The sequence below is a fragment of the Roseateles sp. GW821-FHT02E12 genome, assembly GCF_059421665.1.
Genome location: NZ_JBWKVK010000005.1, coordinates 51,027 through 66,770, shown reverse-complemented (window position 1 = coordinate 66,770; position 15,744 = coordinate 51,027). Strand labels below are relative to the sequence as shown.

At 61.8% G+C, this 15,744-nt stretch carries 30 protein-coding genes; all 30 read right to left on the bottom strand.

Translation table 11 applies throughout. From position 1 onward, the window contains the following. Positions 1-175: 175 nt before the first annotated feature. Entirely contained in the window at positions 176-565 is a 390-nt protein-coding gene (rplQ, locus tag AC07V5_RS27765) for a 50S ribosomal protein L17 (protein WP_495118848.1), read from the bottom strand. A 148-nt stretch (positions 566-713) separates the two neighbouring features. After that, positions 714-1,703 carry a DNA-directed RNA polymerase subunit alpha gene (locus AC07V5_RS27760; RefSeq protein ID WP_056194188.1) on the bottom strand — a complete coding sequence of 330 codons (990 nt, stop codon included), beginning with the start codon at positions 1,701-1,703 and terminating at the stop codon, positions 714-716. 138 nt (positions 1,704-1,841) lie between these two features. Then, the gene (gene rpsD / locus AC07V5_RS27755) at positions 1,842-2,465 is read right to left on the bottom strand and encodes a 30S ribosomal protein S4 (protein ID WP_348010325.1); all 624 of its coding nucleotides are present in this window, start codon (positions 2,463-2,465) and stop codon (positions 1,842-1,844) included. A 239-nt stretch (positions 2,466-2,704) separates the two neighbouring features. Next, positions 2,705-3,109, bottom strand: coding sequence for a 30S ribosomal protein S11 (gene rpsK, locus AC07V5_RS27750; protein ID WP_056194196.1), 405 nt, complete (start codon positions 3,107-3,109; stop codon positions 2,705-2,707). A 26-nt stretch (positions 3,110-3,135) separates the two neighbouring features. Next, positions 3,136-3,501 (bottom strand): 30S ribosomal protein S13, encoded by a 366-nt coding sequence (gene rpsM / locus AC07V5_RS27745; RefSeq protein WP_119046648.1) that lies wholly within the window; start codon positions 3,499-3,501, stop codon positions 3,136-3,138. Positions 3,502-3,537: 36 nt separating this feature from the next. Next, on the bottom strand, positions 3,538-3,651 hold the full coding sequence (rpmJ, locus tag AC07V5_RS27740) for a 50S ribosomal protein L36 (RefSeq protein ID WP_056194202.1): 114 nt from the start codon (positions 3,649-3,651) through the stop codon (positions 3,538-3,540). A gap of 58 nt (positions 3,652-3,709) precedes the next feature. Continuing rightward, positions 3,710-3,928: a translation initiation factor IF-1 gene (gene infA, locus AC07V5_RS27735; RefSeq protein WP_007869286.1), complete on the bottom strand. Its 219-nt coding sequence runs from the start codon at positions 3,926-3,928 to the stop codon at positions 3,710-3,712. A gap of 52 nt (positions 3,929-3,980) precedes the next feature. Next, the gene (gene secY, locus AC07V5_RS27730) at positions 3,981-5,291 is read right to left on the bottom strand and encodes a preprotein translocase subunit SecY (protein WP_495118847.1); all 1,311 of its coding nucleotides are present in this window, start codon (positions 5,289-5,291) and stop codon (positions 3,981-3,983) included. A 27-nt stretch (positions 5,292-5,318) separates the two neighbouring features. Then, complete coding sequence (rplO, locus tag AC07V5_RS27725) at positions 5,319-5,750, bottom strand: 50S ribosomal protein L15 (protein ID WP_495118846.1); 432 nt, start codon at positions 5,748-5,750, stop codon at positions 5,319-5,321. 25 nt (positions 5,751-5,775) lie between these two features. Beyond that, positions 5,776-5,958, bottom strand: coding sequence for a 50S ribosomal protein L30 (rpmD, locus tag AC07V5_RS27720; RefSeq protein WP_056194210.1), 183 nt, complete (start codon positions 5,956-5,958; stop codon positions 5,776-5,778). Between the two features lie 14 nt (positions 5,959-5,972). Then, positions 5,973-6,494 (bottom strand): 30S ribosomal protein S5, encoded by a 522-nt coding sequence (gene rpsE, locus AC07V5_RS27715; protein WP_495118845.1) that lies wholly within the window; start codon positions 6,492-6,494, stop codon positions 5,973-5,975. Positions 6,495-6,512: 18 nt separating this feature from the next. Continuing rightward, positions 6,513-6,872: a 50S ribosomal protein L18 gene (gene rplR, locus AC07V5_RS27710; RefSeq protein WP_495118844.1), complete on the bottom strand. Its 360-nt coding sequence runs from the start codon at positions 6,870-6,872 to the stop codon at positions 6,513-6,515. Positions 6,873-6,883: 11 nt separating this feature from the next. Continuing rightward, entirely contained in the window at positions 6,884-7,417 is a 534-nt protein-coding gene (gene rplF, locus AC07V5_RS27705; RefSeq protein WP_495118843.1) for a 50S ribosomal protein L6, read from the bottom strand. A gap of 20 nt (positions 7,418-7,437) precedes the next feature. Then, positions 7,438-7,833: a 30S ribosomal protein S8 gene (rpsH, locus tag AC07V5_RS27700; protein WP_495118842.1), complete on the bottom strand. Its 396-nt coding sequence runs from the start codon at positions 7,831-7,833 to the stop codon at positions 7,438-7,440. 24 nt (positions 7,834-7,857) lie between these two features. Further along, positions 7,858-8,163, bottom strand: a complete 306-nt coding sequence (gene rpsN / locus AC07V5_RS27695) for a 30S ribosomal protein S14 (RefSeq protein WP_056194224.1) — start codon at positions 8,161-8,163, stop codon at positions 7,858-7,860. Positions 8,164-8,171: 8 nt separating this feature from the next. Further along, a complete protein-coding gene (rplE, locus tag AC07V5_RS27690; protein WP_495118841.1) occupies positions 8,172-8,711 on the bottom strand; it encodes a 50S ribosomal protein L5 in 540 nt (179 codons plus the stop codon). 10 nt (positions 8,712-8,721) lie between these two features. Further along, positions 8,722-9,036 carry a 50S ribosomal protein L24 gene (rplX, locus tag AC07V5_RS27685; protein ID WP_056264780.1) on the bottom strand — a complete coding sequence of 105 codons (315 nt, stop codon included), beginning with the start codon at positions 9,034-9,036 and terminating at the stop codon, positions 8,722-8,724. A gap of 23 nt (positions 9,037-9,059) precedes the next feature. Further along, a complete protein-coding gene (gene rplN / locus AC07V5_RS27680; RefSeq protein ID WP_056194233.1) occupies positions 9,060-9,428 on the bottom strand; it encodes a 50S ribosomal protein L14 in 369 nt (122 codons plus the stop codon). A gap of 263 nt (positions 9,429-9,691) precedes the next feature. Further along, on the bottom strand, positions 9,692-10,201 hold the full coding sequence (locus tag AC07V5_RS27675) for a peroxiredoxin (RefSeq protein WP_495118840.1): 510 nt from the start codon (positions 10,199-10,201) through the stop codon (positions 9,692-9,694). A gap of 95 nt (positions 10,202-10,296) precedes the next feature. Then, the gene (gene rpsQ, locus AC07V5_RS27670) at positions 10,297-10,572 is read right to left on the bottom strand and encodes a 30S ribosomal protein S17 (protein WP_495118839.1); all 276 of its coding nucleotides are present in this window, start codon (positions 10,570-10,572) and stop codon (positions 10,297-10,299) included. Next, entirely contained in the window at positions 10,569-10,769 is a 201-nt protein-coding gene (rpmC, locus tag AC07V5_RS27665; RefSeq protein WP_056877733.1) for a 50S ribosomal protein L29, read from the bottom strand. Before rpmC ends, rpsQ begins: the two co-directional genes overlap by 4 nt. A 10-nt stretch (positions 10,770-10,779) precedes the next feature. Continuing rightward, positions 10,780-11,196, bottom strand: coding sequence for a 50S ribosomal protein L16 (gene rplP, locus AC07V5_RS27660; protein ID WP_056264769.1), 417 nt, complete (start codon positions 11,194-11,196; stop codon positions 10,780-10,782). Positions 11,197-11,198: 2 nt separating this feature from the next. After that, positions 11,199-12,062, bottom strand: a complete 864-nt coding sequence (rpsC, locus tag AC07V5_RS27655; protein WP_495118838.1) for a 30S ribosomal protein S3 — start codon at positions 12,060-12,062, stop codon at positions 11,199-11,201. Between the two features lie 14 nt (positions 12,063-12,076). Continuing rightward, a complete protein-coding gene (gene rplV, locus AC07V5_RS27650; RefSeq protein ID WP_057297242.1) occupies positions 12,077-12,406 on the bottom strand; it encodes a 50S ribosomal protein L22 in 330 nt (109 codons plus the stop codon). Positions 12,407-12,417: 11 nt separating this feature from the next. Next, positions 12,418-12,696, bottom strand: a complete 279-nt coding sequence (gene rpsS, locus AC07V5_RS27645) for a 30S ribosomal protein S19 (RefSeq protein WP_056877737.1) — start codon at positions 12,694-12,696, stop codon at positions 12,418-12,420. A gap of 10 nt (positions 12,697-12,706) precedes the next feature. Continuing rightward, on the bottom strand, positions 12,707-13,531 hold the full coding sequence (gene rplB / locus AC07V5_RS27640) for a 50S ribosomal protein L2 (RefSeq protein ID WP_495118837.1): 825 nt from the start codon (positions 13,529-13,531) through the stop codon (positions 12,707-12,709). Next, positions 13,532-13,846, bottom strand: a complete 315-nt coding sequence (gene rplW, locus AC07V5_RS27635) for a 50S ribosomal protein L23 (protein ID WP_495118836.1) — start codon at positions 13,844-13,846, stop codon at positions 13,532-13,534. Next, the gene (gene rplD, locus AC07V5_RS27630) at positions 13,843-14,463 is read right to left on the bottom strand and encodes a 50S ribosomal protein L4 (protein ID WP_457419526.1); all 621 of its coding nucleotides are present in this window, start codon (positions 14,461-14,463) and stop codon (positions 13,843-13,845) included. Before rplD ends, rplW begins: the two co-directional genes overlap by 4 nt. Beyond that, the gene (rplC, locus tag AC07V5_RS27625; protein WP_495119340.1) at positions 14,463-15,134 is read right to left on the bottom strand and encodes a 50S ribosomal protein L3; all 672 of its coding nucleotides are present in this window, start codon (positions 15,132-15,134) and stop codon (positions 14,463-14,465) included. The genes rplD and rplC overlap by 1 nt, the downstream gene beginning before the upstream one ends. Before the next feature lie 280 nt (positions 15,135-15,414). Beyond that, on the bottom strand, positions 15,415-15,726 hold the full coding sequence (gene rpsJ / locus AC07V5_RS27620; protein ID WP_056194266.1) for a 30S ribosomal protein S10: 312 nt from the start codon (positions 15,724-15,726) through the stop codon (positions 15,415-15,417). Positions 15,727-15,744: the final 18 nt, after the last annotated feature.

The following is a 15,744-nucleotide window of genomic DNA, read 5'->3' as shown; positions in this document are numbered from 1 at the left end:
CGTCCTTTGCTGAGATCTGTCGCCCACACTGTGCACCCGTCAGCGCAGACGCACCGTCAGGCCCGGTGAACCGATGGCGTAGGCCGTCACCGACGCCGCCACAAAGAAGCCCGCACAACGGCGGGCGCAAAAAAGCCCGCTCGAAGCGGGCTTTGCAGATCAGCTGAGGCTGAACTTATTCGACGGCTTCGCCAGCGGTCTCGCCTTCGGCGCGATCCACCAGTTCAACGAAAGCCATGGGCGCGTTGTCGCCAACACGGAAGCCCATCTTCAGGATGCGGGTGTAGCCGCCCGGCCGTGCGGCGAAGCGCGGGCCCAGTTCATTGAAGAGCTTGCTGACGATGTCGCGGTCGCGCAGGCGGTCGAAAGCCAGGCGGCGGTTGGCCAGCGTGGGTTCCTTGGCGAGCGTGATGAGGGGCTCAACAACGCGACGCAGTTCCTTGGCCTTCGGGACCGTGGTCTTGATGGCTTCGTGCTGCAGCAGCGAGACGCACATGTTGCGCAGCATCGCTTGGCGATGGGCGCTGGTGCGGTTGAGTTTACGGAGGCCGTTACGGTGACGCATGGTGCTATTCCTTTCACTTCGTTAATGCCAGCAGCCGTATCAGGTACTGCCGGGTGCACCGGGTGGCGTTGGTCAACGCGCCACCCATCTTTCAAACTTCTGCCCTGTGGGGGGCGGGCCGGTGGATCCACCGGCCGGGGGGACATGCTTAGCGCTTGTCCAGGCCTTGCGGCGGCCAGTTTTCCAGGCGGGCGCCCAGAGTCAGGCCGCGCGAAGCCAGCACTTCCTTGATTTCGTTGAGCGACTTGCGACCCAGGTTCGGGGTCTTCAGCAACTCGGTCTCGGTGCGCTGGATCAGGTCGCCGATGTAGTAGATGTTTTCGGCCTTCAGGCAGTTGGCCGAACGCACCGTCAGTTCGAGCTCGTCGACCGGGCGCAGCAGGATCGGGTCGAAGCTGCTGGAGCGCTGGGCCGGCTGGTCGAAGGCGTCGACCAGGTCGGTGCCTTGCAACTGGGCGAACACGGCGAGCTGTTCAACCAGGATCTTGGCCGAAGCACGGATCGCTTCCTCGGGCGAGATGGCGCCGTTGGTTTCGATTTCCATGACCAGCTTGTCCAGGTCGGTACGCTGCTCGACGCGAGCGTTTTCAACGGCGTAGCTGACGCGCTTGACGGGCGAGAACGACGCATCGAGGACGATGCGGCCAATGCTCTTGGTCGGCTCGTCGCCGAAGCGGCGCATCGTGCCGGGCACGTAGCCACGGCCCTTCTCGACCTTGATCTGCATGTCGAGCTTGCCGCCTTGCGACAGGTGGGCGATGACGTGCTCGGGATTGATGATCTCGACGTCGTGCGGGGTCTGGATGTCAGCCGCAGTGACGGGGCCTTCGCCTTCCTTGCGAAGGACCAGGGTCACTTCTTCACGGTTGTGCAGGCGGAAGACGACGCCCTTCAGGTTCAACATGATGTGAACCACGTCCTCTTGCACGCCGTCGATGGCCGAGTACTCATGGAGCACGCCAGCAATCGTCACTTCCGTAGGCGCATACCCCACCATCGACGAGAGCAGCACACGGCGCAGGGCGTTGCCCAGGGTGTGACCGTAGCCGCGTTCGAACGGCTCCAGGGTGACCTTGGCGCGATGACCGCCCAGGGGCTCCACATTGATGGACTTGGGTTTGAGCAAGTTGGTTTGCATGAGGTCTTTCTTTCAATACCCTCGGTTCGTTACACCGATAAGGCTGAGGACCAGCCGGGGCAGAGCCTTCGAAGGGCAAAAGCCCGGACGAGGAAACGCCGACCGCACCCGGGTGGGCGTGGTCGGCGGGGGAAAACATTAACGCGAGTACAACTCGACGATCAGCGATTCGTTGATCTCGGCGCCGAACTCGTCGCGGTCAGGAGCCTTCTTGAACACGCCTTCGAGCTTGGTGCCGTCGACGGTCACCCAAGCCGGCAGGCCAATGGAGTCGGCGAGCTTGAACGACTCGGTCACGCGCAGCTGCTTCTTGGCCTTGTCGCGCACGGCGACGGCGTCACCAGCCTTGACCATGTACGACGCGATGTTGACGACTTCGCCGTTCACCGTGACACCCTTGTGCGAAACCAGCTGACGGGCTTCTGCGCGGGTCGAGCCGAAGCCCATGCGGTAGACGACGTTGTCCAGACGCGATTCCAGCAGTTGCAGCAGGTTCACGCCGGTCGAGCCCTTGCGGCGCTCGGCTTCGGCGAAGTAACGGCGGAACTGACGCTCCAGCACGCCGTACATGCGCTTGACCTTCTGCTTTTCACGCAGTTGCAGACCGAAGTCAGACGTGCGCTGACCCGAGGTGCGGCCGTGCTGGCCGGGCTTGGAGTCGAACTTGACCTTGTCGCTGATGGCGCGGCGGGCGCTCTTCAGGTAGAGGTCAGTGCCTTCACGGCGGGAAAGTTTGCCCTTGGGGCCGAGGTAACGTGCCACTTTGCGTGTCCTTGTTCAATCTGACGCCTGCAGCCGTCGCTGCCTGGCGCGAGTCCAGCCGGTGTTTTTATGGGCTTGGACGGTGGGCTTATGAGGCGCCCCTAAATGGGGTCGACTCAAGACTGAAGCCGGCGAGGCACTGAAGTGCCCGCCGGCTCCGGGAAAACGAGCGATTATCGCACCGCCATCCGATTCTGCAATATACGTGTCACCAAGTGGTGGGGACTTGGGTGCAGGTATTAGATGCGACGACGCTTCTGCGGACGGCAGCCGTTGTGCGGCACCGGCGTCACGTCAGAGATCGAGTTGATGCGGATGCCGAGCGCAGCCAGGGCGCGCACCGACGATTCGCGACCCGGGCCAGGGCCCTTGATCTTGACGTCGAGGTTCTTGATGCCTTGCTCTTGAGCGGCACGACCAGCCACTTCAGCCGCCACCTGGGCTGCGAAGGGGGTCGACTTGCGCGAGCCCTTGAAGCCTTGTCCACCCGACGATGCCCAGGACAGGGCGCCGCCTTGACGGTCGGTGATGGTGATGATGGTGTTGTTGAACGAAGCGTGGACGTGCGCAATGCCGTCAGCAACGTTCTTGCGGACCTTCTTGCGAACGCGCTGAGCCGCCGAATTGTTGGGAGCCTTTGCCATATTGACCTTCTTTCAGTTCGGGCAGCTTACTTCTTGCCGGTCGCAGCCGACTTGCGCGGACCCTTGCGGGTACGGGCATTCGTACGGGTGCGTTGACCGCGCATCGGCAGGCCACGGCGATGACGGAAACCACGGTAGCAACCGAGGTCCATCAGACGCTTGATGTTGATGGACTGCTCACGGCGCAGATCACCTTCGATGGTCAGCTTGTTGACCTCGTCGCGGATCTTTTCGAGATCGCTGTCAGTCAGGTCCTTGACCTTCTTGTCGAACGGGATGCCGCTGTTCGTGCAGATCTTCTGGGCGGTCGTACGGCCAATGCCGTAGATCGAGGTCAGACCGATCTCAGTGTGCTTTTGCGGCGGAATGTTGATACCAGCAATACGTGCCATGGTTGTCCTCTAGTCCTGTCGTGCGCTGCTCGGGGCTCAGCCCTGGCGCTGCTTGTGGCGCGGGTCGGTGCAGATCACACGCACCACGCCCTTGCGGCGGATGATCTTGCAATTGCGGCACATCTGCTTCACGGATGCCGAAACTTTCATGGTCTGCTCCTTGGCCTAACTTCTTTTGCGCTCACACGCGTCCGGGGGTTCAAACAGCTCACTTCGCCCGGAACACGATGCGAGCACGACTCAAATCGTAGGGTGTCAATTCCACGGTCACTTTGTCACCGGGAAGGATACGGATGTAATGCATCCGCATCTTGCCGGAGATGTGCCCGAGGACGACATGCCCGTTTTCTAACTTCACACGAAACGTTGCGTTGGGCAGGTTTTCAACAACCTCACCCTGCATCTGAATGACGTCGTCTTTCGACATGACAACACTTCGTGTGGGTTAAAACAGATATTTCCTTAGAACAGCTTGGCCCTCAATTGGGCTTGAAGCTGGCCTTCTTCAGCAGTGATTCGTACTGCTGACTCATGATGTAGCTTTGCACTTGAGCCCAGAAGTCCATCGTCACGACGACGATGATCAACAGGGAGGTGCCACCGAAGTAGAACGGAACGTTGTACTTGAGTGTCAAAAATTCGGGCAGCAAGCAGACCAGCGTGATGTAGATCGCACCAGCCAGCGTCAGCCGAGACAGGATCTTGTCGATGTGCTTCGCCGTCTGCTCACCCGGACGAATGCCCGGAATGAACGCGCCACTCTTCTTCAGGTTGTCTGCCGTCTCACGGCTGTTGAAGACCAGCGCCGTGTAGAAGAAGCAGAAGAAGATGATCGCGGCCGCGTACAGCAACACATAGATCGGCTGCCCCGGGGCAATCATCCCGGCCAGATCCTTCAACCAGCGCAGGCCATCACCAGTCGCGAACCAGCTCACCACCGTCGTCGGCAGCAAGATGATCGACGACGCGAAGATCGGCGGAATCACGCCCGACATGTTCAGCTTCAGCGGCAGGTGCGACGACTGGCCGCCATAAACCTTGTTACCGACCTGGCGCTTCGCATAGTTCACAAGGATCTTGCGTTGACCACGTTCGACGAACACGACTGCGAAGGTCACCAGCACGACCAGCGAGATCACGACCAGCGCAGAGCCGTAACCCATCGCGCCGGTACGCACCAGCTCGAACAAGCCACCGATCGCACCCGGCAGACCTGCAGCGATACCGCCGAAGATCAGGATCGAGATGCCATTGCCCAGACCACGCTCGGTGATCTGCTCACCCAGCCACATCAGGAACATCGTGCCGGCCACCAGGCTGGACACCGCGGTCAGGCGGAAGCCAAAACCAGGGTTCAGCACCAGACCGGCGGAACCTTCCAGCGCCAGCGCGATCGACAGACTCTGGAACAGAGCCAAACCCAGCGTCGCATAGCGCGTGTACTGAGTGATCTTGCGGCGTCCGGCTTCGCCTTCCTTCTTCAGCTGTTCCAGCGTCGGCACGACGTAGGTCATCAGCTGCAGAACGATGGACGCCGAGATGTAAGGCGTGATGCCCAACGCGAACACGGTGAAGCGCGACAGCGCGCCGCCCGAGAACATGTTGAACAGGCTCAGGATGCCACCGGCCTGACCCTTGAAGAATTGGGCGAGCTGGTTCGGGTCGATACCGGGCACCGGGATATGCGCCCCGATGCGGTAGACGACCAGAGCCAACAGCAAGAACACAAGTCGACGACGCAGGTCGCCGAACTTGCCGCTCTTGGCCAGCTGATTCGCGTTGGTAGCCACGCTGAGTCAGTTCCTTGTGCGCTGGATTTAAGCGACAGAGCCGCCAGCCGCCTCGATGGCCGCCTTGGCGCCCTTCGTGGCGTTCACGCCCTTCAGCGTGACCTTGCGCTCGATGGCGCCGGACAGAATGACCTTGACCGACTTGGCCAGCTGCGGCACCAGGCCGACAGCTTTCAGCGTCGACACGTCGATCTCTTCGCCGGCCAGCACTTGCAGGTCCGACAACGTGATCTCGGCGTTGTACTTCAGCGTCAGCGACTTGAAACCACGCTTGGGCAGGCGACGCTGCAGCGGCATCTGGCCGCCTTCGAAGCCAACCTTGTGGTAACCGCCAGCGCGGGACTTCTGACCCTTGTGGCCGCGACCTGCGGTCTTGCCCAGGCCCGAGCCAATGCCGCGGCCGACGCGGCGCTTGGCGTGCTTGGAGCCCTCTGCGGGCTTGATCGTGTTGAGTTCCATCGTCTTGTCCTCTTGTGTGCCGTGCTTAGAGCACCTGCACCAGATAGGCGATCTTGTTGATCATGCCGCGCACTGCGGGCGTGTCTTCCAGGGTGCTTTGGCTGTTCAGCCGACGCAGACCCAGGCCGACCACGGTGGCACGGTGCGAGGCACGGCAGCCGATGGGGCTACGCACCAACTTGACCGTCACGGTTTTCTTGTCAGACATGTTGTGCTCCGCGATCAGTTGAAGATTTCTTCAACCGTCTTGCCGCGCTTGGCAGCGACAGAGGCTGGCGTGGTCGAACGCTTCAGAGCGTCCAACGTGGCGCGAACCATGTTGTAAGGGTTGGTCGAACCGTGGCTCTTGGTCACGATGTCGGTCACGCCCATCACTTCGAAGACGGCGCGCATCGGGCCGCCGGCGATGACGCCGGTACCAGCAGGAGCCGGAGCCATGATCACGTGCGCAGCGCCGTGCTCGCCCACCACGTTGTGGTGAATGGTGCCGTTCTTCAGGTTGACCTTGACCATGTTGCGGCGAGCCGACTCCATGGCCTTCTGCACAGCAACCGGCACTTCCTTCGCCTTGCCCTTGCCCATGCCGATGCGGCCATCGCCGTCACCGACCACGGTTAAAGCAGCGAAGGACAGCGTACGACCACCCTTGACAACCTTGGTGACGCGGTTAACCGCGATCATCTTTTCCTTCAGGCCGTCGTCGTTGGCTTCAGCCTGCGCGCCGCGGGGTTGAAACTTTGCCATTTCGTATTCCTTGATGCGTCAGAACTGCAGGCCGGCTTCGCGGGCTGCTTCGGCCAGGGCCTTGACACGGCCGTGGTAGGCAAAACCGGAGCGGTCGAAGGCAACCTTCTCGACGCCAGCGGCCTTGGCCTTCTCGGCGATGAGCTTGCCCACCAGCGTGGCAGCGGCGACGTTGCCGCCGTTGCTGCTCAGCTGTTCGCGAACCGACTTCTCGGCCGTCGAGGCTGCAGCCAACACCTTGCCGCCGTCTTCCGAGACGACTTGGGCGTAGATATGCAGGTTGGAGCGGAACACCGTCAGACGGGCCACGCGCTGGATCGCAATGCGAGCGCGGGTCTGGCGCGAACGACGCAGGCGTTGTTCTTTCTTGGTCATCATGGCGCTGCTCCTTACTTCTTCTTGGTCTCTTTGAGGGAGACCTTCTCATCCGAATATCGGATGCCCTTGCCCTTGTAGGGCTCAGGCGGACGGAAGGCACGCACCTCGGCGGCGATCTGGCCGACGACCTGACGGTCAGCGCCCTTGATGATGATCTCGGTCTGGGTGGGGCACTCGACCTTGATACCAGCCGGCATGTCCTTCACCACGGGGTGAGAGAAACCGATCTGCAGGTTGAGCTTCTGACCCTGGGCTTGGGCGCGGAAACCCACGCCAACCAGGTTCAGTTTGCGCTCGAAGCCCTTGCTGACACCGTTGACCATGTTGGCCACCAGCGCGCGCATCGTGCCGCTCATCGCATCGGCTTCAGCCGAGTCGTTGGCCGGCGCGAAGTTCAGCTTGCCAGCTTCGTTCGTGACGTTGACGAGCTTGTTCGCGGTACGCACCAGCGTGCCGAGAGAACCCTTGATGCTGATCGACTCAGCCGACACGGTCACATCCACGCCTTGCGGAATGGCGACCGGCATTTTTCCTACGCGGGACATTGCTTGTCTCTCTTTCTCGCTTAGGCGACGTAGCAGAGGACTTCGCCACCGATACCGGCTTGGCGTGCCTTGCGGTCGGTCATCACGCCTTGCGGCGTGGTGACGATGGCCACACCCAGGCCATTCATGACCTGAGGAATGTCGTGGCGGCCCTTGTAGATGCGCAGGCCGGGGCGGCTGACGCGCTCGATACGCTCGATGACCGGACGGCCAGCGTAGTACTTCAGCGCGATTTCCAGCTCCGGGCGGGCAGCTTCGCCACGAATGGCGAAGTCATCGATGTAGCCTTCGTCCTTCAGGACCTTGGCGATCGCGGCCTTCAATTTCGACGACGGCATGACGACACTGGGCTTCTCAACGATCTGTGCGTTGCGAATCCGGGTCAGCATATCGGCGATAGGATCACTCATGCTCATTGCGATTTCTCCTAATCGGGCCGATTACCAGCTGGCCTTGACGACACCGGGGATGTCGCCCTTGAAGGCCAGCTCACGAATCTTGTTACGGGCCAGGCCGAACTTGCGGAAGGTGCCGCGCGGACGACCGGTCAACTCGCAGCGGTTGCGCAGGCGGGTCGGGTAGGCGTTGCGGGGAAGCTTCTGCAGCTCCAGGCGAGCGGCGTAACGCTCTTCATCCGACTTCTTGCTGTCGTCGATGATGGCCTTCAGCTCTGCGTACTTCTTCGCGAACTTGGCGACGAGTGCTTCGCGCTTCAGTTCACGTTGCTTGATGGAAGTTTTAGCCACAGATCACCTCAGTTCTTGAACGGGAACTTGAACGCAGCCAGGAGAGCCTTGGCTTCGTCGTCCGTCTTGGCAGTCGTCGTGATGCTGATGTTCAGACCACGCAGAGCATCCACCTTGTCGTATTCGATCTCGGGGAAGATGATCTGTTCTTTGACGCCGATGTTGTAGTTGCCACGACCGTCGAACGAGCGACCGGAGATACCCCGGAAGTCGCGAACTCGCGGCAGTGCGATCGTCACGAAACGATCCAGGAATTCATACATCTGGACGCCGCGCAGGGTCACCATCGCACCGATGGGCACCGCGTCACGGATTTTGAAGCCGGCGATAGCCTTCTTCGACTTCGTGACGACGGGCTTCTGGCCGGCGATCTTGGTCAGGTCACCCACAGCGTGGTCCATGACCTTCTTGTCGGCGACGGCCTCGCTCACGCCCATGTTGAGCGTGATCTTGGTGATGCGGGGCACCTCCATAACCGACTTGTAGCCGAATTTCTCGACCAGGCCGGGCACGATTGTTTCGCGGTAATGCGTTTGAAGACGAGCCATGTCGGACCTCTTAAGCCTTGATCTCTTCGCCGGTCGACTTGAACACGCGCACCCGCTTGCCGTCGACGAGCTTGACGCCCACTCGATCAGCCTTGCCGGATGCGGCGTTGAAAATCGCCACGTTGGATTGATGGATAGGCATGGTCTTGTCGACGACGCCGCCGGTGGTCCCCTTCATGGGGTTGGGCTTGACGTGCTTCTTGACGACATTGATGCCGTCAACCACCACGTGGTCGACATCGGTGCGAGCGGACACAGTGCCGCGCTTACCCTTGTCGCGGCCGGTCAGCACAATGACCTGGTCGCCGGTACGAATCTTGTTCATGGCTTACCTCAGACAGTGGGGGCTCAAAGCACCTCGGGCGCCAGCGACACGATCTTCATGAAGCGCTCGGTACGCAGTTCACGCGTCACCGGGCCGAAGATGCGGGTGCCGATCGGCTCCAGCTTGGCATTGAGCAGCACGGCGGCATTGCCGTCGAACTTGACGAGCGAGCCGTCTTGGCGGCGCACGCCCTTGGCGGTACGAACCACCACGGCGCTGTAGACCTCGCCCTTCTTCACGCGACCACGCGGGGCAGCTTCTTTGATGCTGACCTTGATGATGTCGCCAATGTGCGCATAGCGGCGCTTGGAGCCGCCCAGCACCTTGATGCACTGAACGGACTTCGCACCAGTGTTGTCCGCGACATCAAGCCGCGATTGCATTTGGATCATGTCTGTCCCCAACTTGCCCCGAGTTGCAGCGAGCTGCGCGTCGGTCAGTCTTGGGCCCGTAAGTCAGTCAGCGTGCGGCTTGGCGCCACTTGCTGCCCAACGGTTGAGGGCGGATCCGAAACCAGCATGGGCAGCTGCGTAGCAGGTGCGCTAGTGTTCGGCGAAGCTGCGCATTATGCAGTGAGAACCCACGGGCCGTCAATGCCTGTCGCAGAAGTTTTTGCAGGGCCGGCGGTTGCCGACCCGCAGTAGCGCCTGTCTGTTCAGGCGGCCTTGGCCTGCGCCAGCATCGTGGCGGCGTCGCTGACCTCGAACTTGCCGGGGCCTTCAACGTTCAGCGTCTTGACCACGCCGTCCTTGACCAGCATCGAGTAGCGCTGCGAGCGCACGCCCATGCCCTTGGCGGTCAGGTCCAGCGTCAGGCCGGTAGCCTGAGTAAACAACGCGCTCCCGTCGGCCATCATGCGCACCTTGCCGCCAGTCTTCTGCTCACGGCCCCAGGCGCCCATGACAAAGGCATCGTTGACCGAGACGCACCAGATCTCGTCTACGCCGGCGGCCTTCAGCGCCTCGGCGGACTCGACGTAACCCGGCACATGCTTGGCCGAACAGGTCGGCGTGTAAGCGCCCGGCAGGGCAAAGATGGCGACGGTCTTGCCGGCCGTAGCCTTCTCGATGTCGAAGCTGTTGGGGCCGAGCGAGCAGCCCTCGCCCTCCACTTCGATGAATTCCTGCAGGCTGCCCGCGGGCAGCTTGTCGCCAACCTTGATCATGGTGTCGGTCCTCAATGAGGGTTCTGAAAATGAAAAACCGGCGCGCCAGTTACCCAGCGCGCCGGTTGTGCAGCGGTCATGCGACCGGTGTCTTCTTAGACGATCTCGGCCTTCTCGACCAGGCGGGTCACGACCCAGCTCTTGGTCTTGGAGATCGGACGGCCTTCGCTGATTTCGACCACGTCACCCATCTTGTACTCGCCCTTTTCATCATGGGCGTGGTACTTGCGGGAACGGGCCACGATCTTGCCGTAGAGCTCGTGCTTGGCGCGACGCTCGACCAGGACGGTGACCGTCTTGGCGCGCTTGTCGCTGACGACGCGGCCCACCAGGGTGCGCGTGTTCTTCACTTGGGCTTGGGCCTCAGTCATTTCGTGGCCTCCTTCTTCTTTTGTGCCAGAACAGTCTTGGCACGCGCGATATCGCGGCGGGTCTTGCCCAGCTGGCTGTGGTTGGTCAGCTGCTGGGTGGCCTTTTGCATGCGCAGGCCGAAGTGGGCCTTCAGCAGATCGGTCACTTCCTTTTCGAGGGCAGCGACGTCCTTGGCGCGGAGTTCAGTTGCTTTCATGGTGTCTTCCTCAGGTACCGACCTGGCGGGCCACAAAGGTGCAACGCAGCGGCAGCTTGGCAGCAGCCAGCGTGAACGCCTCACGAGCCAGCGTCTCGGGAACGCCGTTGACCTCGTAGATCACCTTGCCGGGCTGGATTTCAGCGACGTAGTACTCGGGGTTGCCCTTGCCGTTACCCATCCGAACTTCGGCGGGCTTTTGCGAGATGGGCTTGTCCGGGAACACGCGGATGAAGATCCGACCCCCGCGCTTGATGTGGCGCGAGATCGCGCGGCGAGCCGCTTCGATCTGGCGGGCCGTCAGACGGCCACGCTCAGTGGCCTTGAGGCCGAAATCACCGAAAGACACCGCAGCGCCACGGGTTGCAACACCCGTGTTGCGGCCCTTCTGCTCTTTGCGGTATTTACGACGAGCGGGTTGCAGCATGCTTATTCTCCTTTGGCCTCGCCGCCGGCTGCGGGGACCTTGCGGACCACGCGCTTGGCGGCGGGCTTGGCTGCGTCACCCGTGGGGGCGGCGGCAGCGGGCTGATCTGCTCCGTCACGCGGGCCACGGTCGCCACCCGGACGGCCACGGCCACCAGGGGCGCCCGGACGGGCGTTACGGCGCGGGCGACGATCGTCTTCGGCGCCTGCGGGGGTGTTGATGACCGGAGCCTCGCCATTGGCAAGACGGTCACCGCGGTAGACCCAGACCTTGACGCCGATGACGCCGTAGGTGGTCTTGGCTTCGGAGAAGCCGTAGTCGATGTCGGCCTTCAGGGTGTGCAGGGGCACACGACCTTCGCGATACCACTCGGTACGAGCGATTTCGATGCCGTTCAGACGACCAGCGCTCATGATCTTGATGCCCTGGGCACCCAGACGCATCGCGTTCTGCATCGCGCGCTTCATGGCGCGGCGGAACATGATGCGCTTCTCGAGCTGCTGGGTGATCGAGTCGGCGATCAGCTGAGCATCGACTTCAGGCTTGCGCACTTCTTCGATGTTGACGGCGACGGGCACGCCCAGACGCTTGGTCAGTTCAGCCTTCAGCGCTTCGATGTCCTCACCCTTCTTGCCGATCACGACACCCGGACGAGCCGAGAAGATCGTGATGCGGGCGTTCTTGGCGGGGCGCTCGATCAGGATGCGCGAGACGGCGGCATTCTTGAGCTTGGTCTTCAGGTAGTCACGAACCTTCAGATCTTCGGCCAGCATCGTGGCGAAGTTCTGGTTGTTCGCATACCAGCGCGAAGCCCAGTTACGGGTGACAGGAAGGCGGAAGCCAACCGGATGGATTTTTTGTCCCATAGTCTTCTTGCGCCTTAGTTGCCGACGGCCACAAAGATGTGGCAAGTGGGCTTGCTGATGCGGTTGCCGCGGCCCTTGGCGCGAGCCGAGAAGCGCTTCAGCGTGGCACCTTGTTCGACGTAGATCGAGGTGACCTTGAGCTCATCAATGTCAGCGCCGTCGTTGTGCTCGGCGTTGGCGATGGCGCTTTCCAGCGCCTTCTTGATGATCAGGGCCGCCTTCTTCTGGGTGAACTCCAGGATGTTCAGCGCTTGGTCCACCTTCTTGCCGCGGATCAGGTCAGCCACGAGGCGACCCTTGTCACACGAGAGGCGAACGCCACGAACGATTGCTTTGGTTTCCATCGTTGGCATCCTTACTTCTTCCCGGCCTTCTTGTCGGCCGGGTGGCCCTTGAAGGTGCGGGTCAGTGCGAATTCACCCAGCTTGTGGCCGACCATCTGGTCAGACACATAGACCGGCACGTGTTGCTTGCCGTTGTGCACGGCGATCGTCAGACCGATGAACTCGGGCAGGATCGTCGAGCGGCGCGACCAGGTCTTGATGGGCTTCTTGTCTTTGATGGCGACAGCCTTGTCGACCTTGGCCAGCAAGTGGTGGTCAACAAAGGGGCCCTTCTTCAGCGAACGAGTCATGGCCTAGCCCTTACTTCTTGCGACGCGAGACGATGAACGTCTGCGTGCGCTTGTTGTTGCGAGTGCGGTAACCCTTCGTCAGGGTGTTCCACGGCGACACAGGAACCTGGCCCTCGCCGGTGCGGCCTTCGCCACCACCGTGCGGGTGATCCACCGGGTTCATCGCCACACCGCGAACGGTCGGACGGATACCCTTCCAGCGGATCGCGCCGGCCTTGCCGTACTGGCGCAGGCTGTGCTCTTCGTTGCTCACTTCACCGATGGTGGCGCGGCATTCGACGTGCACGCGGCGGACTTCGCCGGAGCGCAGACGGATCTGAGCGTAGACGCCCTCACGAGCCATCAGGACGGCAGAAGTGCCGGCCGAACGGATCATCTGGGCACCCTTGCCAGGCTGCAGCTCGATGCAATGGATCGTCGAGCCCACCGGGATGTTGCGGATCGGCAGCGTATTGCCAGCCTTGATCGGCGCTTCCGAGCCGCTCAGGATGGTTGCGCCCACTTCGAGACCGCGCGGAGCGATCACGTAGCGGCGCTCGCCGTCGGCGTACACCACGAGCGCGATGTGGGCGGTGCGGTTCGGGTCGTACTCGATGGTCTCGACCTTGGCCGGAATGCCGTCCTTGTTGCGCTTGAAGTCGACCACGCGGTAGTGGTGCTTGTGACCACCGCCCTTGTGGCGAATCGTGATGTGACCGTTGTTGTTACGGCCCGAATTCTGGATTTGGGGCTCAAGCAAAGCTGCATGGGGCGCGCCCTTGTGCAGGTGCTTGTGCACCACCTTGACAACGCCACGGCGACCGGGCGAGGTAGGTTTGACTTTGACGATGGCCATTTACGCGGCCTCCCCGGAGAAATTGAGCTCTTGACCCGCCTTGAGGGCGACATACGCCTTCTTGATGTGGTCACGGCGGCCGGCACGGCCACCGAAGCGCTTCGTCTTGCCCTTGACCTGGACGACGTTGACCGACTCGACCTCAACCTTGAACATCAGTTCAACAGCGGCCTTGATCTCGGGCTTGGTGGCGTCGCGCAGGACCTTGAACAGGACCTGGTTGTGCTTCTCGGCAACTTGCGTGGCCTTTTCGGACACGATGGGCGCGAGCAGCACGGAGGCCAGACGACCTTCGGAATACTTGGGGGCGCTCATGCCAGCATCTCCTTGAGTTGCTCGACCGCAGCCTTGGTCACCAGCACCTTCTTGTAGAAGACGAGGGACAGCGGGTCGGCGTAACGCGGCTCGACGACCAGCACATTGGCTAGGTTGCGCGAAGCCAGCAGCAGGTTGTCATCCACGACGTCGGAGATGACCAGCACCGAGTCCAGGCCCATGGCCTTGAACTTGGCGGCCAGCAACTTGGTCTTGGGGGCTTCGATCGAGATCGAGTCCACCACGGCCAGGCGGCCTTCACGGGCCAGCTGCGACAGGATCGCAGCCATGCCGGCGCGGTACATCTTCTTGTTCAGCTTGTGCGAGAAGTTCTCGTCAGGCATGTTCGGGAAGATGCGACCGCCCCCGCGCCACAGCGGCGACGAGGTCATACCGGCGCGAGCGCGGCCGGTGCCCTTCTGGCGGAAAGGCTTCTTGGTCGAGTGATGGACCTGTTCACGGTCCTTCTGGGCGCGGGTGCCTTGACGGGCGTTGGCCTGGAAGGCCACAACCACCTGGTGCACCAGGGCTTCGTTGTAGTCGCGAGCGAAGATGGTGTCAGGCGCGTCCACCTTGGCGGTGGCCTGACCCTGCTCGTTCAGGAGCTCGAGCTGCATCAGTTGGCTCCCTTCTTGACTTTGACCTTGACGGCGGGGCGAACGACAACGTGGCCGTTCTTGGAGCCCGGCACCGCACCGCGGACCAGCAGCAGCTGACGAGCTTCGTCAACGCGCACGATGTCCAGGTTCTGCGTGGTGCAGGTTTCGTCACCCATGTGGCCGGTCATCTTCTTGCCCGGGAACACACGACCCGGATCCTGCGCCATAGAGATCGAGCCCGGCACGTTGTGCGAACGGCTGTTGCCGTGCGACGCGCGCTGCGAGCTGAAGTTGTGACGCTTGATGGTGCCTGCGAAGCCCTTGCCGATGGAGGTGCCCTGCACGTCGACCAACTGGCCGGCGGCAAACAGGGTCACCGGCACGGTGCCGCCAGCCTGGTATTGGGCTGCGACGTCGGCTTCGACGCGGAATTCCTTGAGGATTCGACCAGCTTCGACACCCGCCTTGGCGAGGTGGCCAGCTTCCGGCTTGGTCACGCGCGATGCTTTGCGCGTACCGAACGCCACTTGAATGGCGCTGTAGCCGTCGGTCTGTTCGGTCTTGATCTGGGTCACGCGGTTGTTGGACACGTCCAGCACCGTCACAGGGATGGCATCGCCATCGTCCGTGAAGATGCGCATCATGCCCACCTTGCGGCCCAGCAATCCGAGACGATTGCTAAGACTCATGTTTTTTCTCCAGCCCCCGCCACTTGAACTTGCGCTCACGCCTTGGAAGCTATTGCGAACACCCGACATCGATTGGCCGGGCTGACTTGTGTGACGACGCTTGCGAATCGCCACGCGAACCTCCAGGGCAGGCATAGGCCAACCCGGGAAAGCTGGCGAGTATAGCGCGAGGGATTGTCCTGATGCAAGCCTGCGGCACGCCGCCTCCTCAAAAGACAAGGCCCCGGCCTGTCGAAACAGGGCCGGGGCCTTGGATTCTTGGCCCGAAGGCTTCGAATAATTACTGCAGCTTGATTTCGACGTCGACGCCGGCGGGCAGGTCGAGCTTCATCAGCGCGTCAACCGTCTTGTCGGTCGGGTCGACGATGTCCATCAGGCGCTGGTGGGTGCGGATCTCGAACTGGTCGCGGCTCGTCTTGTTGACGTGGGGCGAACGCAGGATGTCGAAACGCTCCATGCGCGTCGGCAGGGGCACGGGCCCCTTGACGATGGCGCCGGTGCGCTTGGCGGTCTCGACGATTTCGAGGGCCGACTGGTCGATCAGCTTGTAGTCAAACGCCTTCAGGCGGATGCGGATCTTTTGCTTTTGCATGACGGTTCCTTAAAGAGC

What these genes read in the sequence shown, in the direction of transcription:
- rplO (WP_495118846.1), bottom strand. Translation starts at nt 5,750, where the DNA reads ATGGAACTCAACACGATCAAGCCCGCAGAGGGCTCCAAGCACGCCAAG.
- rplF (WP_495118843.1), bottom strand. Translation starts at nt 7,417, where the DNA reads ATGTCCCGCGTAGGAAAAATGCCGGTCGCCATTCCGCAAGGCGTGGAT.
- infA (WP_007869286.1), bottom strand. Translation starts at nt 3,928, where the DNA reads ATGTCGAAAGACGACGTCATTCAGATGCAGGGTGAGGTTGTTGAAAAC.
- rpsK (WP_056194196.1), bottom strand. Translation starts at nt 3,109, where the DNA reads ATGGCAAAGGCTCCCAACAATTCGGCGGCTCAGCGCGTTCGCAAGAAG.
- rplX (WP_056264780.1), bottom strand. Translation starts at nt 9,036, where the DNA reads ATGAACAAGATTCGTACCGGCGACCAGGTCATTGTGCTGACCGGCCGC.
- rpsC (WP_495118838.1), bottom strand. Translation starts at nt 12,062, where the DNA reads ATGGGACAAAAAATCCATCCGGTTGGCTTCCGCCTTCCTGTCACCCGT.
- rplD (WP_457419526.1), bottom strand. Translation starts at nt 14,463, where the DNA reads ATGCAGCTCGAGCTCCTGAACGAGCAGGGTCAGGCCACCGCCAAGGTG.
- rplQ (WP_495118848.1), bottom strand. Translation starts at nt 565, where the DNA reads ATGCGTCACCGTAACGGCCTCCGTAAACTCAACCGCACCAGCGCCCAT.
- rplV (WP_057297242.1), bottom strand. Translation starts at nt 12,406, where the DNA reads ATGGAAACCAAAGCAATCGTTCGTGGCGTTCGCCTCTCGTGTGACAAG.
- AC07V5_RS27675 (WP_495118840.1), bottom strand. Translation starts at nt 10,201, where the DNA reads ATGATCAAGGTTGGCGACAAGCTGCCCGCGGGCAGCCTGCAGGAATTC.
- rpsE (WP_495118845.1), bottom strand. Translation starts at nt 6,494, where the DNA reads ATGGCAAAGTTTCAACCCCGCGGCGCGCAGGCTGAAGCCAACGACGAC.
- rpsS (WP_056877737.1), bottom strand. Translation starts at nt 12,696, where the DNA reads ATGACTCGTTCGCTGAAGAAGGGCCCCTTTGTTGACCACCACTTGCTG.
- rpsQ (WP_495118839.1), bottom strand. Translation starts at nt 10,572, where the DNA reads ATGACTGAGGCCCAAGCCCAAGTGAAGAACACGCGCACCCTGGTGGGC.
- rplC (WP_495119340.1), bottom strand. Translation starts at nt 15,134, where the DNA reads ATGAGTCTTAGCAATCGTCTCGGATTGCTGGGCCGCAAGGTGGGCATG.
- rpsM (WP_119046648.1), bottom strand. Translation starts at nt 3,501, where the DNA reads ATGGCACGTATTGCTGGTATCAACATTCCGCCGCAAAAGCACACTGAG.
- rplN (WP_056194233.1), bottom strand. Translation starts at nt 9,428, where the DNA reads ATGATCCAAATGCAATCGCGGCTTGATGTCGCGGACAACACTGGTGCG.
- rplB (WP_495118837.1), bottom strand. Translation starts at nt 13,531, where the DNA reads ATGGCCATCGTCAAAGTCAAACCTACCTCGCCCGGTCGCCGTGGCGTT.
- rpsH (WP_495118842.1), bottom strand. Translation starts at nt 7,833, where the DNA reads ATGAGCATGAGTGATCCTATCGCCGATATGCTGACCCGGATTCGCAAC.
- rplE (WP_495118841.1), bottom strand. Translation starts at nt 8,711, where the DNA reads ATGGCTCGTCTTCAAACGCATTACCGCGAAACAATCGTGCCCGGCCTG.
- rpmJ (WP_056194202.1), bottom strand. Translation starts at nt 3,651, where the DNA reads ATGAAAGTTTCGGCATCCGTGAAGCAGATGTGCCGCAATTGCAAGATC.
- rplR (WP_495118844.1), bottom strand. Translation starts at nt 6,872, where the DNA reads ATGATGACCAAGAAAGAACAACGCCTGCGTCGTTCGCGCCAGACCCGC.
- rpmC (WP_056877733.1), bottom strand. Translation starts at nt 10,769, where the DNA reads ATGAAAGCAACTGAACTCCGCGCCAAGGACGTCGCTGCCCTCGAAAAG.
- rpsJ (WP_056194266.1), bottom strand. Translation starts at nt 15,726, where the DNA reads ATGCAAAAGCAAAAGATCCGCATCCGCCTGAAGGCGTTTGACTACAAG.
- rplP (WP_056264769.1), bottom strand. Translation starts at nt 11,196, where the DNA reads ATGCTGCAACCCGCTCGTCGTAAATACCGCAAAGAGCAGAAGGGCCGC.
- rpmD (WP_056194210.1), bottom strand. Translation starts at nt 5,958, where the DNA reads ATGTCTGACAAGAAAACCGTGACGGTCAAGTTGGTGCGTAGCCCCATC.
- AC07V5_RS27760 (WP_056194188.1), bottom strand. Translation starts at nt 1,703, where the DNA reads ATGCAAACCAACTTGCTCAAACCCAAGTCCATCAATGTGGAGCCCCTG.
- rplW (WP_495118836.1), bottom strand. Translation starts at nt 13,846, where the DNA reads ATGAGCGCCCCCAAGTATTCCGAAGGTCGTCTGGCCTCCGTGCTGCTC.